Here is a 14,936-nt window from a genome sequence, read left to right as displayed (position 1 = left end):
TAAACAAGAACTTTCTACATATATCGATTATTACAATCACAAGCGAATTAAAGCAAAACTAAAAGGCATGAGTCCGGTACAGTACCGAACTCATGCCCAACAAATTGCCTAATAAAATAATATGTCTAACTTTATGGGGTCAGTTCAATTTTGATGTATATGGTAATGATACTATAGCTTATAAAACTCAGTAACCGTCCGGAGATTTCTAGATGTTACACAAAAATTTTGCTAGGCTTTGCGGATAAAGCAGGTATTATGCCAAAAGCACCATAAATTTTATTTGAAACACAAGCTTGCCGACTATTGGCAAGCTTGTGTTTTTTTACTCAGGAATATGTTATTGACGGTGGATATAGTTTGTTGAAATAATGGACAGCGGAAAGCCCTATACGAGTGCAAGTAATTAAAAACGCATCTTGATCTTAATAGGCTGCTGATGATTCAGCAGCCTATATCCGCTTAGCGTATATTTTCGTTAAAATGTTGGCGGAACCCCTATTATTAAAACTGCTGAGGATAATGGTTTGAAGATTAGAAAAAAACCAAAAAAATAGAAGACAATAGGATTGTCTTCTTACAGGTGCACTTTGTCTAATACCGCAAGTCTTATTTATTTCGCTTAGTTCAATGACGAAATCTAACATACCGTACTTCAGCATTCCTGCAGCCTTATCAAGAGCTGCTTTTTTAATGGAAATTATTCATGAATTTGTTTTGCGATATCCATCAATTCTTCAAGCGTGGCCGTATTGGCTGAAATAGTGAAGAGGTGATCATCAGAGATCAAATGTACAACTTTTCTGACTTCCCCATCAACATACAATGCTTTCAGACCATTAATCTCTGTCAATTCAGAAGTCTCAAGGTAATAACTTTTCTTCAGGCTCTCAATGGCATCTGACACCCCCATATTTGCATCCACTTGGCTTATACAAATTTCATCACCATCTGCAGTTGTTAATAAGGACCTAAGGTGAAGTCCATACTCCTTTTGCAGCGCTTGAATATTTATTCGATTCAGTCCCGAGGAACTGAGTGTTGCGGATGCGTTATCTTTTAAAAGCGGAATATGTATATCCGCAACCGGCACATCAGCTATATCGACCGTATCGGGATCTTGAACACCAGGGCCTACCGTTGTTTCTGGCTTTATTTCAACAGTTTCTTGGCCTGGTGATGAATATTCAGGCCCCGGAGCTTCTTCGTTTTGAATTGTTGCTAGAGATGACTCAACAACGGGAACAACTGTTTTTCCATCAGTGTCGGCAGCGTATGAATAGTAAGCAAATCCTCCGCTACCAAGTACAATCGCACTAGCTAAGGCTGCAACAGCTACTTGTCTTTTCATTTTATAATCCTCCTTTTAATAGACTCTTCCAGTACTTACAGTAGCGTTGTTACTTGCTACTTTCTAAAATGAGATGGTTGATTTTGTAAACTAGTTCCCAATTCATTAACTGTCAGTATACTGTCGCTTGTAAATTGGTGTCCCTTTTTTTACATCACCTGTCAGTGTGTTGATTTCTAATGGTTCTACTAATACTTTCCATGAATTTTCGCTTTTAAAAACTTTATATGGCAGTGGCGGTGTTTGTTTGTAACCTTCGCCTGAATAGTTCAAAATTACTGAAAGCTCAAATTCATTACTGTTTATTTGTTTGCTTCCAACAATTTCATAACTGGATGTTGGATTTGTTTTAAGATCCTCTCGATATCCTTCTTCCCGGCTTTTTTCATCTAAATAGTTTGTATCTTTCGAATAAAACATCATTCCATCTTTATCCTTAGCTATCAGCGCATCAAAATATTCTTCTGCAGCCTCCATCGGTGTCTGGGCAATAGCTCTTTCAGCCGTTGTAGTAGACGATACTAAAATAGCACCTGCAACAACTCCACCAAGCAGAACTGATAATAGTTTTCTAGTTTTCATGGTCTTATTGGCTCCTTTCAATTTTAGTTTTCCTAGTTACTAACCCTTGCCAGGCTCCTAAATTGGTATGACAATAGGAATAACGTAATTTGTTACAAGATAGTTATGATTTTCTTTGAACCTCTTATTAAGTACCTATGCATTCACCTAAAAGTGGTTAACAGTTGAGGAAGAAATTTCAACCGGCCTGAATATAAGCTCCTGAAGCGTGTTTTGCGTGAAGGCGATATATTATTCGTTAAGTCTATCAATAGGTTTGGCCGTAACAAGCAAGAGATCCTAAAAGAGGGGCAATGGTTGATTGATGCCAAGAAAATATACAACAAGGAGAAATCAAAATGAAAAAAATCATTATGAGTGTATTGGCAGTGTCTTTGTTTACGGCAACAGTAGCTTTTGCTGCAGCCTCGCCAGAATTTGTTCCTGATGAAACATTTACAGAAGTTAAGACTTCTGGTGTTGAGAAAGCCTGGGTTGGGCCAGATCAAGGTGATGATACAATCATCATCGATAGCGAGGGAAATCAAACTACAGCAGGTGAACTGAGGGCACAATTTAATATTAATTTCCAAGAAATTAAGCCGGACGCAATAGATCAGTTACAAACACTTCCTGGTAACGAGAAAAATGAGATTAAGCCACCTGACATATGCGATATCCTATCCTTCCTCTCGGCTTTTTTCATCTAAATAGTTTGTATCTGTTATATAAAGCATCATTCCCTTAACTCAGCCTCCATCGGTGTCTGGGGAATAGCTCTTTCCGGTGTTGAAGTAGACGATACTAAAAATAGTTTTCTACTCTTCATGTCCTAATAGCTCCTTTCAGTTTTTAGTTTTCCAAGTTACTAACCCTTATCAGGTTCAACAAAATGAATTTGGTTAATCAGAAGGTCCCCAAAAAAAAGCGGACGATGATTTTCCTAAGGAAGATCGATCGTTCGCTTTTTTTTTTGGGACAGTATTTATTCGTAGGTATTTCCTGCGAATTCTATTCTTACCGTTGGTAATGCTTGTATAAATTTTGGTAAACCTGTCTGTGTCCTTTTTATATTCACCGGGGACTTGTACGGCATTCCCTAACTTAATAATCTGGCCGCTGGTACCAGTTGTTGCAATAGTATACCTCAGGGCAACAACATATTCAGTAGGAACGCCAAGGTTACTTTGTTGCCATCCTATAATGGTGACATTTCCCTTAGTTGTATCGAACAATGCGGTATTAAAAAATTTAAACTCATTTTCATAAATGAAATCACCAGCATAATAACTTAAAGTTGCGTAAGGACTAATTTCTGATCCGTTATCATTTTGCTCATCTGAGGCATATGTGACATTATCTTCTACAACAACACTTCTATACTCACTCGACTCAGGATCCATATCAACAATTACATTCTTAACGGGTTCAATTTTATAACTTCCATTTACTAACTCAGCTTCATAGGGGACAGGAGGAAGTGTACCAAGATCATCATAGGTTAATTCTACATAGAACGAAATGTTTTGAGGGTTTGAATCATCAATTTGGCTGACCTTGTAATTTCTCAGGGGATTATCTTTGTTAAGTTCAAATTGGCGTTCCAATTTTTCATAGTTTTCACCGCTAACTTTTGCAGTTTCATTAATGTTCTGCTGTACATATCCTGTGAAGTATGAATTCGCTGCACTTTCAAAGGAATAAGTGCTTAAAGAATCATTTGAAGAATGTGTGTTTGTAACCTCGCTAGCCGAAGCAATACTACCAAAACTAAATGTTACTGCCATCACTAAAGCCACCAATAGATCGTTTTTTCAATTTATTCCCTCAGAAGATCGATGACATATACATGCACATATTGCGGTACTGAACTGAAAAGTGAAAATCAATCGTATTATTGCGTATTTTGTGAAATGCCCGTTTCTGATGAAAATGTACAGTCGAAGATCAATTTTCGTACAGCAAAGAGCCGAGGAAACCTGAAACACAGGTAAACCTCGGCTCTTTTTTCGTTACGGGCAAAACTCCTTCAGCATCTGCTCCTTCACTTCTTCAATGGGGAAGTGCTGGGGATAGGTGGATATCATCAGCATGATGCCCTGCAGGGTAGAAGAAAAGTACAAGGAGCGCTTGCGCGGCTCGGGAACCCCGAGGCTTTCGAATATGCGGCACTGAATCTCAAATTGCCGTGCAGCCTCTTCCACAAGACGCTTGCTGTAGGGAAACAGCTCTTGATCCGCTTCGGGCTGGGTTTGAAGATGCAAGTAAAAACGGAATACTTCCGGCTGCCGATCGACGTTGTCGATGGCTTGCTCCAAAATATATTTCAGCTGATCTGCGGGTGCTTGGAGCGAAGCTGCATTCTCTATGACTTCGGCAACGCCTGCGATTCGCTCCTCGACCATAGCGGCAAGCAGTCCTTCCTTGCCTGGAAAATAGTTATAGAGCAGCCCTTTGGAAATGCCGGCTTGCTTGGCTACATCACTAATGGAAGTGGCATGGTAGCCCTGATGGATAAACAAATCCATGGCGGCTTCTAAAATTTTCTCTTTCGCCATCTGGCGTATGCGTTCGTTCTCGCTGGGTGAGCGTGGCATAAAATCTTCATTCCTTCACGAAAGAATACCTAATCAATCTTCAATCATTTACAGAACTTGATGAGATTTATTTTAGTATTGAATGAATGATTGGTCAATATTAAAACAGAAGCGGATCTTAAGTTGCTTCTCGGAGAATGAAGCGCATTGTGATTTTTTCTGTGAATTAATTCACTAATAATGATTGTGAATTATGTTACAATCGAAAAAAATAACTTTGCGGATGAGGAGGAACGGACGATGGCTCGTTATTTTAACGGTAAAGAAGTGGAACTGTTAGCTCCTGCCGGAACATTCGAGATATTCAAAACCGTCATTGACGCAAACTGCGATGCCGTATATTTCGGGGGACCATCCTTGAACATGCGCATGATGCGCAAGGGCTATAACTTAAGTTATGAGGAAGTCAAAGAAGCCGTCCATTTGGCCCATGAGCGCGGTAAACGTGCTTACATTACAGTGAACAACCTGATGGATGAGGAGGATCTGGAGGAAGCGAAGCGTTATTTCGCCTTTTTGAACGAGATTGGCCCGGATGCCATTATCGCGCAGGATCTGGCCGTATTTCCTCTGATTCAGGAGATGAACTATACCAATATTCCGGTTCACTCCTCGGTCATGATGAATGTGCACAATCTGGAGATGATTGAAGCCGTCAAAGCATTGGGCGTTTCCCGCATCGTGGCTTCCCGGGAGATGGACCTGAAGACGGCGGAGGTGCTGCACACTAGGAGCGGAATGGAGTTCGAGTATTTTGTGCACGGTGATATGTGCACCGTTCACGGCGCTAACTGCCTGTACAGCTCCATGCTGTTCGGCAACAGCTCCAACCGGGGACGATGCATGAAGCCCTGCCGCTGGGATTATCGGGTGAAAAAAGACGGCTACCTCTATCCTACCGAGTACCCGCTTGCGGCGAAAGATATGTATATGTACGAGCATATTCCGGAGCTGATCAAGTCTGGGATTACCAGCTTTAAAATAGAAGGACGCATGAGAGACATCGAATTTCTGCTGATGGTCGTTAATTCTTACGGAGATGCCATAGATCGTTACATTGCGGATCCGCTGGGCTTTAACCGCGAAGACGGGGCGGATACGCTGCATAAAAACCGGAAGCGCGATTTCACGACCGCTTATGCCTTTGGCAAGCCGGGACTAGCGTTCATCAATCGCCGTTATGAAGGAACAGGCAAGTTTTACAGTTCGGGGAAGGTGTTCAGCACGCCTACCGCGGAACGCGAGATGAAGGAGGAGCGGGTGCTTCAGGTGAAGGAGTCGCTTCGTCATGCGAAGCGGGAGCAGCCTTGCACGTCGATTCCGCAAATTACGGTGCATGTCAACTCGGTGGAGCAGGCCCGAGCGGCAATAGAAGAAGGCGCGGACGTCATCTATCTGACAGGCGACGTGTTCCAGCCGGATCGTCCTTTCGGTCGTGAGGGCATCGAAGCTTTGACGGCGGATAAAGGGAATGCCGAAATGATTCTTGGCATGCCGCGCATGATGAATGAGCTGCATATGGAGCAGTACCATCATTTCCTCGCCGAGGGGAAACAGCATAAGTTTTATGGCCTGGATGGCCTGCTTGCCTCCAACATCGGTGCCATGCACAAGTTTCAATCTCTAGGGCTGCCGATGATTGCCGATTTCAGCCTGAATATATACAACCATATGGCGGCTTCGTTTTATCAGAAGCATTTTGGCATATCCAGAGTCATTCCGTCCCTTGAGCTTCAGCTCCATGATTTGACGAAATTGCTGCGTCATCCGGAGATTCCCCTCGAGGTCATCGTCCACGGATCGCCCATCGTTATGTATCTGGAGCATGACCTGTACGCCAATGCGGCAGAGTTTGAGCCCATAGCTGAAGAGGATAACCGGTTCGTGGATAACCGACATCTCGTACTGCTTACGGATAAAGGGGAGAACCCTGTATACCGGGATGCCGCAGGGCGTAACCACTTGGCACTGGCAAAAGAGCTTTGCTTCATGCCGTTCTTGAAGGAGCTGCACGAAGCGGGCGTGAATCACTTCCGCATTGAAGGGAAGACGTATACGACGGAGCAGCTTCGCGGCCTGGTGCGGATATATCGTCAAGCTGCCCTGAACCTGGACTCCTGCGGCAGGCTGTATCAAGACATGACACCGATCTATGCCGGTTATACACTGGGTTCGCTCCAATTCGGCCATGCCATGCAGCTTGAGCTGACGGAAGTATGAGTTAAGCTTCGAGACGGAGTATGAGGATTAACCCGACATAAGTCATTCGTTTGACGTATTTTCCCGGAACATGGGAAAAAAGAGAACAATTCAAAGAGGTGAATATCCATGACGCATGCAGATCAGACGTATATGGGTCCGGAAGCTATCGTGACAAAGCGTCGGGAATACGGCTACCCTTGCACGGCCAATTTCTATAAAGAGCCGCCCCAGATCATCAGCGGCAAGATGCATAAACTTTACGGGCATGATGGCAAAGCGTATGTCGACTTCTTTACGGGAGTGTCGGTTGTCGCCTGCGGCCACTGCAATGAAGCCATTACGGCAAGAACGATCGAACAGCTACAGACGCTGCAGCATACGTCAACCATTTACCTTACCCAGCCGATGGCAGATCTGGCGGAGCGGTTGGCAAACGGCGTTTTGCCTGGCAACTTAAAGCGAACGTTCTTCGTAAACAGCGGCTCCGAAGCGAATGAAGGCGCGCTGCTTGTCGCCCGTCTGCACACGAAACGCCGCCATTTTCTGGCGCTGGATTACGGCCTTCATGGCCGCACCTTCCTGACCATGAACGTGACCGGCATCCCGATGTGGCGTGCCGATGATTTCCTGGACCAGGAGGTGGCTACGTTTATTCCTCGTCCCTATGATCCTGCCATGGATCAGGATGCTGCCGCTCGCCGTTCCCTGGATGCGTTGGCGAGTGTGCTCGCTGCGAAGGGAGACACCTTCGCCGCCATGATCGTGGAGCCGATCCAAGGCAACGGGGGAATGATCGTGCCGCCGGATTGGTATTTCCGTGAGCTGAAGACGATGCTGGAGGAGCATGGCATTCTCCTGATTGCCGACGAAGTTCAGACGGGCTGCGGCCGCACGGGACGCATGTTCGCGATCGAGCATTACGGCATCGTGCCTGATATTCTTACCATGGCCAAGGCACTAGGCAATGGCGTGCCGATCGGCGCCTTTTCCACGACGGACGAGATTGCCGCCAGTCTGGATCGGCCTTCCGCCTCGACCTTTGGCGGCAACCCGGTATCATCCGTCACGGCGCTTGCCGTCTTGGATTACATCGAACAGCAGGGCCTGGTTGAGCGTTCCCGGCGCGTTGGCGGGCGGCTCATCGAAGGTTTGGGGGAGCTGCAAGGCCGATATAAGATAATCGCCGATGTCCGAGGCAAGGGCTTTATGGCGGGGGCCGAAATCCGTGGAGCGACCGAAGAGGAAAGCGCAGCATGGACGGATATCATTCTGGAGCGCATGAAGGAAGAAGGATTTATTATCGGCAAAAATGGGGTGGGCCGAAACGTGCTGGCTTTCCAGCCGGCCATGATGATTCCGGAGGAAGATATCGAGGCCATGCTCAGTGCGCTGGACAAGGTGCTGGCTGGGTTATCCCAATTCGTAAACGAATGAGGTTGGATTCGGATGCAGATGATGTATAAAGTCGTTCATAAGACCAAAATGTTCGGAGAACTGGTGATGTTCTCCCACACGCTGTTCTCGCTGCCCTTCGCCATCATTTCCATGATCTGGGCCGCGGACGGCGTACCGTCATGGCATGTCATGCTATGGTCGTTGATTGCGCTGGTAGCCGCACGCAATGGAGCCAATGCCTTCAACCGCATCGCCGATTTGAAGTTTGATGCCGCTAACCCGCGGACGGCGACTCGCCATATGCCAAGAAAACTCCTGCTGCCTCGCGAGGTGTACGTATTTGTGGCCGTTAACTTCGCCATCTTTATTCTCGCGGCGGGGATGCTGAACCCGCTCTGCCTGGGACTCTCTCCGGCAGCGATCGTGCTGATTTGCACGTACTCGTACACGAAGCGCTTCACCTGGCTGTGCCATCTGTATCTGGGCTTTACGATCGCTTCGGCTCCGATCGGGGCATGGTTTGCCGTAACGGGGCAATTCGCATTCATTCCGTTTATCATCGGTACCGTCGTCATGCTGTGGATTGCAGGCTTTGATATCATCTATGCCACGCAGGATATCGAATTCGACCGGAGCACCGGCTTGTGGAGCATTCCCCGCGCGTTTGGGTTAGAGGGCGGACTGCTCATTTCCAGAATGCTGCACGGGATTATGATCATCCTGCTGGTTTCCCTTTACTTTATCCAAGGCTTAGGCTGGCTCTACTTGGCGGGAATTGCCGTTTCGGTGATACTGCTTGCCGTGGAGCATCGCATCATCAAGCCTTCCAGCCGCAGGCGGATGCACCTTGCCTCCTACAACCTGAATCAGGTCATTAGCTTGACGATTCTGCTCTTTACCTTGGCCGACCAATTTGTGCTCGGATAAAAAAACTCCCTTCGACTGCCGGCCCGCTACTCGGGCCATATGGCATTCAAAGGGAGTTTGATTTTATTGCCCGGCTTTCAAGATCGCAAAGCCGTAAGCAGGCAGCTTCACAGTCAGCTGGCCTTGCTTCGCGCTGAGGCCTTCGCCGTTCCACAGGTTCGTCCATTGCTGGTCCTGCACAGGGACGGTTATCGTGTTGCCCGCCTTGTCGTTGTTGACGGCAATGAGGATCGTTTCGTTGTCGTCCTCGCGCAGGTAAGCGATTTTGCCGCCGTTCTTCTCGGCCTTCAAAAATTTGAAGGTTCCCGTGCGGAGAGCGGAATGCTCTTTGCGGAGCTTAATGAGCGTTTGGTAGAAATGGAACAGGTCCTTGTCATGCTTGGACTCGTCCCATTCCATGCATTTGCGGCAGCCCGGATCGTGTCCGCCGTCCATGCCGATTTCGTCGCCGTAATAGATGCAAGGCGTGCCGAAGTACGTGAACTGGAACATCGCGGCCAGTTTCATCAGGCGTTTGTCGCCGTTCGCCTGCGTTAACAGTCTTGCGGTGTCATGGCTGTCCAGCAGATTGAACATCACTTCGCTGGCTTGTCTCGGATAGCCGGCAAGCTGCTTGCCGAGCATGAACGAGAACTTCTCGGCATCGGCGGTACGGTTGATGAAGAAATCCAGTACGGCATTCGTGAACGGGTAGTTCATGACGGCGTCAAACTGGTCGCCTTCCAGCCAGATGGAGGATTCATGCCACACTTCGCCAAGGATGTAAGCATCCGGGTTGGCTTTTTTCACGACTTGACGGAATTCGCGCCAGAAGCTGTGTCCCACCTCGTTGGCTACATCCAAGCGCCAGCCGTCGATGCCCGTTTCCTTGATCCAGTACTCGGCAGCCTTGAGCAGGTAAGCCCGGACTTCCGGATTCTCCGTGTTCAGCTTTGGCATCAGCGGCTCGAAAGCAAAGGTATCGTAAGTCGGAATGCCATCCACCACTTCCAGCGGCAGGGAGCGAACGTAGAACCAATCCTTATATTTGGAGTTCAAACCGTTCTTCTGCACGTCAACGAATGGGGCAAACGTTCTGCCGGAATGATTGAAGACCGCATCCAGCAAGACGCGGATTCCGCGCGCGTGGCATAGATCGACCAGTTTCTTCAGCGTGTCCTTGTCGCCGAACTGCGGATCGATTTCCATATAGTCTTCAGTATCGTATTTATGGTTTGTTGTTGCCGTAAACAGCGGCGTAAAGTAAATCGCGTTGACGCCGAGCTCGCTTAAATGGTCAAGATGGTCGATAACCCCCTGAAGGTCACCGCCGAAGAAGTTCTTCGGCGTCGGTTCGGCACTGCCCCAAGGCAAAGTGCCATCCGGGTCATTGCTTGTATCCCCATTCGCGAAGCGTTCCGGGAAGATTTGATAGAAGATCGCGTCCTTGACCCATGCAGGCGGGTGGAAAACGTCATCCGGATTGATGAACGGGTACTCGAACAGGCGGTCCGGATTGGCCGGCGGCTCTGTCAGGAAATCATATTCGGTCATCCAGCGCTTCTCGTCGCCCTGCTGGAGCAGGAAGCCGTATTTCAAACGGCGGTACGGAGGAGTTGCCTCGCACTCCCAATAATCGAACATTTCATCCGAGGACAGCTTGGTCATCGGAATATATTCCATCGTTTGATCCCACAGGTACTTGTCGCCTGCGAGGGCGTACACTTCGGTAAGGTCGTCTTTTTTGGTGCGGATTCTGAGATGGATGGTCGTGCCGTTATAAGCGTAGGACCAGTTTTTGCGCGGACGGTGATAGATGGCTTCCAAGAACATCGATAATTCCTCCTTAAATAGGTAAATTAAAAAAAGGCACAGCCAGGACTATGAATAGCCGAGGTTGTACCTTTGTAAGATAACATTGCCTTTAAATTATGAGGTTTGGATCTGGTTGCTTATGAATTCATTAGCTGATTAAAAATATACCACGCGCTCTGAGCGTATTCAAGCCCCAAGTCGAAGTCGCTGATCCTGGCCTGCAACGAGGGAGACAGGGTGCGGATTTTCGAGCGGATACCGCCGGGCGGTGCAGGTCGCAAGGAAAGAGCGGGCATTTGTTGTATAATATAGGGATAAGGACAAGCCTGACAGTGACAGATACGTATTATAGGAGGACGGTCATATGCAATACGACGATCAGATGAAAAACCGGATCAAGCGGATTGAAGGACAGCTTCGCGGCATCTTGAAGATGATGGAGGAGAACAAGGACTGCAGGGAGGTCATCACCCAACTATCCGCTTCGCGTACGGCGATCGACCGAACCATTGGCGTTGTCGTCAGCTCCAACCTGGTGGATTGTGTACGGAAGGCCGAAGAGAATGGTGAGGATACGGAGAAGCTTGTGCAGGATGCCGTTAATTTGCTCGTTAAGAGCAGATAAAGGATTAGGCACCGAACGAGAAAGCACCGCTTGTTAAGGGGGTTAGCCTTAGGGCTAGGAAATTTGTAAACGGACAAAATGGGTAAAGATAGGATGACGGTTTTTTTAAAAGGAGGGTACTCAGATGTCTGTAAACGAACAAATTATACTAGCCAAAAGGCCGCAAGGCATGCCGGATGAGTCGGATTTTATATTGGAGGAGCAGCCTTTGCCCGTTCCGCAAGCCGGAGAAGTCCTGGTACGGACCGTATACTTGTCGGTGGATCCGTATATGCGGGGCAGAATGAGCGATGCCAAGAGTTATGCGAAACCCTACGAAGTAGGACAGGTTATCGCTGGAGGCGCAGTAGGGCAGGTCATGGAATCGACGGATCCGACCTATCGGGCAGGCGATTATGTTGCAGGAACATGGGGCTGGCAGCGCTTTGCCGCCGTGCGGACAGGAACGCTGCGTAAGGTCAACCCGGATCTGGCGCCTGTGTCGACCGCCTTGGGCGTGCTGGGGATGACCGGTTTGACGGCCTATTTCGGACTGCTGGATATCAGTCAGCCGAAGGAAGGCGAGACGGTAGTGATATCGGGTGCCGCAGGCGCGGTTGGCATGATTGTCGGGCAGATTGCCAAGATCAAAGGGACCCGGGTGATCGGTATTGCCGGTTCTGACGAGAAAACCAAGTACCTGACCGAGAAGCTGGGGTTTGATGCAGCGATCAATTACCAGACCGAAGATCTGGCATCGTCTTTAGCGGAAGCTTGCCCGAATGGGGTGGACATCTATTTTGACAATGTCGGCGGTGAGGTTTCGGATGCGGTGCTGCGTCTGATCAACAAAAATGCACGGATCCCGATTTGCGGCCAAATCGCACTCTATAACCTGGAGAAGCCCGATACGGGCCCGAGAATTCAGAGCCTGCTGTTGACCAATACGGCACTGATGAAGGGCTTCCTGGTCGGCGACTATGCCAGTCGGTACAATGAGGCATTGCATGAGCTGGCCGAATGGCTGAGGGATGGTAACATTCAGTACGCCGAACATATCGTCGATGGTTTCGAGAAGACCATTGAGGCGTTTCTGGGGCTCTTCTCCGGGCAGAATCTCGGGAAACAGCTGGTGAAGGTAAGCGAGGAGCAGAGTTAGTCTTTTGATATAGATAACAAAAGAGTGTCGGATTCACGACTTCGTGAAACTCCTCAACATGGGAGCTTCACGGCCGAACGGGTACAATCCGTCCGGTTTGCGTGAATATCGGCACTCTTTTTTTGCGTTTATTAAGTTTAATGACTATATAGATTGAACTAAAGAAAAGAAGAACTTCAACGGAGAAGGAGGAATTATTGTGTAGAAACGAAGTGGTCGCCTTTGCCCCCGGATTTTAACCATGATATGAATGTATCGAAGAAATCTGGGGGCAACAGCGATCGGAAGAATAATCCGCATTCGTAGTGATGCTTAGGCTAAGAGTGTTTAGTTCAACTTATATAGTTAACGATGGAACACGTCCGCTATATAGCCGCTCCTGGTGTCGTAAATTGCTGATACTGGCGATACATCGAGATGCGCCAGTGGACAATCATGCCGTAAGCCAGCATGAAGAACAGCGCCGCGGTCTGCGGGATGGAAATATGCTGCTCAATGTATCCGTGGAGCAGGAGCCGGACAGCCAGCAGGCCGAGCAGAATGTAAACAAAGCTTTTCGATTTCTGCATGAAGATCTGGCCATCGACCTTCTCGAATTTGGTGCTTCGAATCAGTGGATAGGAGAAGATGAACCAGCCTACCAGAAAGGCAATTCCCGCCCACCATATAGGGATGCGTACCTGCGGCTCAACGAACATCAGAAACCCTGTGCTCATCGCGACGGGAGGGATGATGATCTTCTTGACGGTGACGGGGCGGTTGCTCGCTTTCATCCGAATGAAAATAACGGTCAGTGCCATAACCAGCATCGCAATCGTAGAGCCTATCTGAAGAATTGGGGAATCGAAATTAACCACAATTCAGAACCTCTTTCCATAAATAAAATGACATGAAATGTGCTGCCTTTTGATTATAGCACATTCTGATGCCAGGCAAAATCAGGCAGGAGCAGGAGGATCAGCGCGGTTTGGCGGCGGCCGTCTTTAAGGTTGGAGTCCATCGATGAAAATCCGGATCATGAAATCCAGGCTTTCATCTACATTCAGATCCATAGCGAATTGACCCCCGCGTTCCAGAGATGAGAAGCCATGGCACAGGCTGCGAAGTGTCCGCACGGCATGCAGCGCCTCCTGCTCACTGAGCTGGTATGGAGCCAAGATTTGGAGCAGAAGCTCGACAATCTGATTGCCTACTTGCTGCGCATCCTGTTGTTCCGGATGGAGAGGCTGCAATGCGGCTTCGTATAATCCGGGGTGAGATCTGGCAAAGTCGACATAGGTAAGGCATACATAACGCAGCGCGTCTTCACCAGACCGGCCGGCGACAGCCTTCAGCAGCCGGTTATGCAATGTCTGTAGGCCATACAGCATCAGGGCGGCATGAAGACCCGGCAGTCCGTCTACGTGGTTATACAGGGAAGGGGACCGAACGCCCAGCTTGCCTGCAAGCGCGGCCAAGGTCACGGCATGAAGTCCATCCTGATCCGCCAGATCGGCAGCGGTTTGAAGCAGTTGAAGCCGGTCGATTCCGGGTCTTGGACTCATTTTGCATTCCTCCTAATTGTAGATTCCGCATGCGTAACGGCCTTCTGCATGGCAGCGACAGGATTCTTTAGCATCCGTCCGTGGCCGACGGCCAGAACGGCGGGCTTTCGTGCGGTTAGCACTTTGGCGCTTTCCAAGGCAAGCTCCTTGCTCCAGGTCGCCATGGCGGGGAAGGGAAACCAGGGCTTGAGCACACCGGATACGGCTAATCCGCCCCGTGTCTGCCAAGCATCGCCGGCAATCAGTATACCGCTGCGCTCATCGAGAAATGCCATATGCCCCGGCGTGTGTCCGGGAGTGGCGATCGCCTTGAGCGAACCAACGGAATCCCCGTCACCCAGAAGCACGTCCGGAACGGTGGTTATGTTCTTGGGGATATCTCCGCGAATCGGAGCTTGCAACTCTCCAGGCTGGAGCTCCGTGTTTCCTTTCAACAGCAGCGCATCACGCCGCGAGATGTAGACCGACGCATTCGGAAGCTCTTTCTTTAACCCGTCGAGCGCCCCGACATGGTCGCCGTGGGCATGGGTCAGCACGATCCGGGTGATGGGCTTGCCTATAGCGGCTGCGGCTTGCAGGATTCCCTTTTGGGAAAATGACATACCAGCATCAATCAGCGTAATGCCGTCGCTCTCTTCTACAAGATAGACATTTATCGGGAATAGGCGAGGAAGAAATGAAATTTGAGTCACGTGCTCAATCGTTGTTTGTAACATAATATGATTCCCCTTTCACTCAAAACTAATTATGTTAGTATAATAACTAATATCATTAGTTTTATCAAGCCTAAATTTTAACATTT

The 14,936-nt window shown here is 48.5% G+C and carries 15 protein-coding genes; 7 read left to right on the top strand and 8 right to left on the bottom strand.

Annotated features, from left to right (window positions below):
• On the top strand, positions 1 to 112 hold a 112-nt coding region (locus ACPV3A_RS27535), incomplete at its 5' end, for an IS3 family transposase (RefSeq protein ID WP_426199875.1).
• Positions 113 to 700: 588 nt separating this feature from the next.
• On the opposite strand, the gene ACPV3A_RS27530 is transcribed toward ACPV3A_RS27535, so the two are convergent.
• Positions 701 to 1,351 carry a DUF4367 domain-containing protein gene (locus ACPV3A_RS27530; protein WP_426202588.1) on the bottom strand — a complete coding sequence of 217 codons (651 nt, stop codon included), beginning with the start codon at positions 1,349 to 1,351 and terminating at the stop codon, positions 701 to 703.
• A 105-nt stretch (positions 1,352 to 1,456) separates the two neighbouring features.
• Positions 1,457 to 1,933, bottom strand: coding sequence for a hypothetical protein (locus tag ACPV3A_RS27525; protein ID WP_426202586.1), 477 nt, complete (start codon positions 1,931 to 1,933; stop codon positions 1,457 to 1,459).
• Positions 1,934 to 2,271: 338 nt separating this feature from the next.
• On the opposite strand from ACPV3A_RS27525, the gene ACPV3A_RS27520 reads away from it, so the two are divergent.
• Entirely contained in the window at positions 2,272 to 2,622 is a 351-nt protein-coding gene (locus ACPV3A_RS27520) for a hypothetical protein (protein WP_426202584.1), read from the top strand.
• A gap of 192 nt (positions 2,623 to 2,814) precedes the next feature.
• On the opposite strand, the gene ACPV3A_RS27515 is transcribed toward ACPV3A_RS27520, so the two are convergent.
• Positions 2,815 to 3,699 carry a hypothetical protein gene (locus ACPV3A_RS27515; RefSeq protein ID WP_426202582.1) on the bottom strand — a complete coding sequence of 295 codons (885 nt, stop codon included), beginning with the start codon at positions 3,697 to 3,699 and terminating at the stop codon, positions 2,815 to 2,817.
• A 225-nt stretch (positions 3,700 to 3,924) separates the two neighbouring features.
• Positions 3,925 to 4,509, bottom strand: a complete 585-nt coding sequence (locus ACPV3A_RS27510; protein WP_194540722.1) for a TetR/AcrR family transcriptional regulator — start codon at positions 4,507 to 4,509, stop codon at positions 3,925 to 3,927.
• 240 nt (positions 4,510 to 4,749) lie between these two features.
• On the opposite strand from ACPV3A_RS27510, the gene ACPV3A_RS27505 reads away from it, so the two are divergent.
• From ACPV3A_RS27505 to ACPV3A_RS27495, 3 genes are all read left to right on the top strand, one after another.
• Complete coding sequence (locus tag ACPV3A_RS27505) at positions 4,750 to 6,729, top strand: peptidase U32 family protein (protein ID WP_426202580.1); 1,980 nt, start codon at positions 4,750 to 4,752, stop codon at positions 6,727 to 6,729.
• A gap of 108 nt (positions 6,730 to 6,837) precedes the next feature.
• The gene (locus ACPV3A_RS27500; protein ID WP_426202579.1) at positions 6,838 to 8,145 is read left to right on the top strand and encodes an aspartate aminotransferase family protein; all 1,308 of its coding nucleotides are present in this window, start codon (positions 6,838 to 6,840) and stop codon (positions 8,143 to 8,145) included.
• A gap of 12 nt (positions 8,146 to 8,157) precedes the next feature.
• Positions 8,158 to 9,033, top strand: coding sequence for a UbiA-like polyprenyltransferase (locus ACPV3A_RS27495; protein WP_194540725.1), 876 nt, complete (start codon positions 8,158 to 8,160; stop codon positions 9,031 to 9,033).
• A gap of 63 nt (positions 9,034 to 9,096) precedes the next feature.
• Here ACPV3A_RS27495 and ACPV3A_RS27490 read toward each other — a convergent pair whose 3' ends face one another.
• On the bottom strand, positions 9,097 to 10,845 hold the full coding sequence (locus tag ACPV3A_RS27490) for an alpha-glycosidase (RefSeq protein ID WP_426202577.1): 1,749 nt from the start codon (positions 10,843 to 10,845) through the stop codon (positions 9,097 to 9,099).
• Between the two features lie 346 nt (positions 10,846 to 11,191).
• Between ACPV3A_RS27490 and ACPV3A_RS27485 the strand changes: the two genes are divergently transcribed.
• Both ACPV3A_RS27485 and ACPV3A_RS27480 read left to right on the top strand, forming a co-directional pair.
• The gene (locus ACPV3A_RS27485) at positions 11,192 to 11,452 is read left to right on the top strand and encodes a metal-sensitive transcriptional regulator (protein WP_071222173.1); all 261 of its coding nucleotides are present in this window, start codon (positions 11,192 to 11,194) and stop codon (positions 11,450 to 11,452) included.
• 124 nt (positions 11,453 to 11,576) lie between these two features.
• A complete protein-coding gene (locus tag ACPV3A_RS27480) occupies positions 11,577 to 12,590 on the top strand; it encodes an NADP-dependent oxidoreductase (RefSeq protein WP_426202574.1) in 1,014 nt (337 codons plus the stop codon).
• Between the two features lie 365 nt (positions 12,591 to 12,955).
• On the opposite strand, the gene ACPV3A_RS27475 is transcribed toward ACPV3A_RS27480, so the two are convergent.
• From ACPV3A_RS27475 to ACPV3A_RS27465, 3 genes are all read right to left on the bottom strand, one after another.
• Positions 12,956 to 13,447 carry a cytochrome c biogenesis protein CcdC gene (locus tag ACPV3A_RS27475; RefSeq protein WP_071222169.1) on the bottom strand — a complete coding sequence of 164 codons (492 nt, stop codon included), beginning with the start codon at positions 13,445 to 13,447 and terminating at the stop codon, positions 12,956 to 12,958.
• Positions 13,448 to 13,573: 126 nt separating this feature from the next.
• Positions 13,574 to 14,134 (bottom strand): TetR/AcrR family transcriptional regulator, encoded by a 561-nt coding sequence (locus tag ACPV3A_RS27470; RefSeq protein WP_426202572.1) that lies wholly within the window; start codon positions 14,132 to 14,134, stop codon positions 13,574 to 13,576.
• On the bottom strand, positions 14,131 to 14,850 hold the full coding sequence (locus ACPV3A_RS27465; protein WP_426202570.1) for an MBL fold metallo-hydrolase: 720 nt from the start codon (positions 14,848 to 14,850) through the stop codon (positions 14,131 to 14,133). The genes ACPV3A_RS27470 and ACPV3A_RS27465 overlap by 4 nt, the downstream gene beginning before the upstream one ends.
• Positions 14,851 to 14,936: the final 86 nt, after the last annotated feature.

The sequence above is a fragment of the Paenibacillus sp. Dod16 genome (assembly GCF_049893405.1).
GTDB lineage: Bacteria > Bacillota > Bacilli > Paenibacillales > Paenibacillaceae > Paenibacillus_AQ.
Note: the sequence above shows the minus strand (reverse complement) of the source record. Positions and strands in the feature narration are given on the sequence as shown.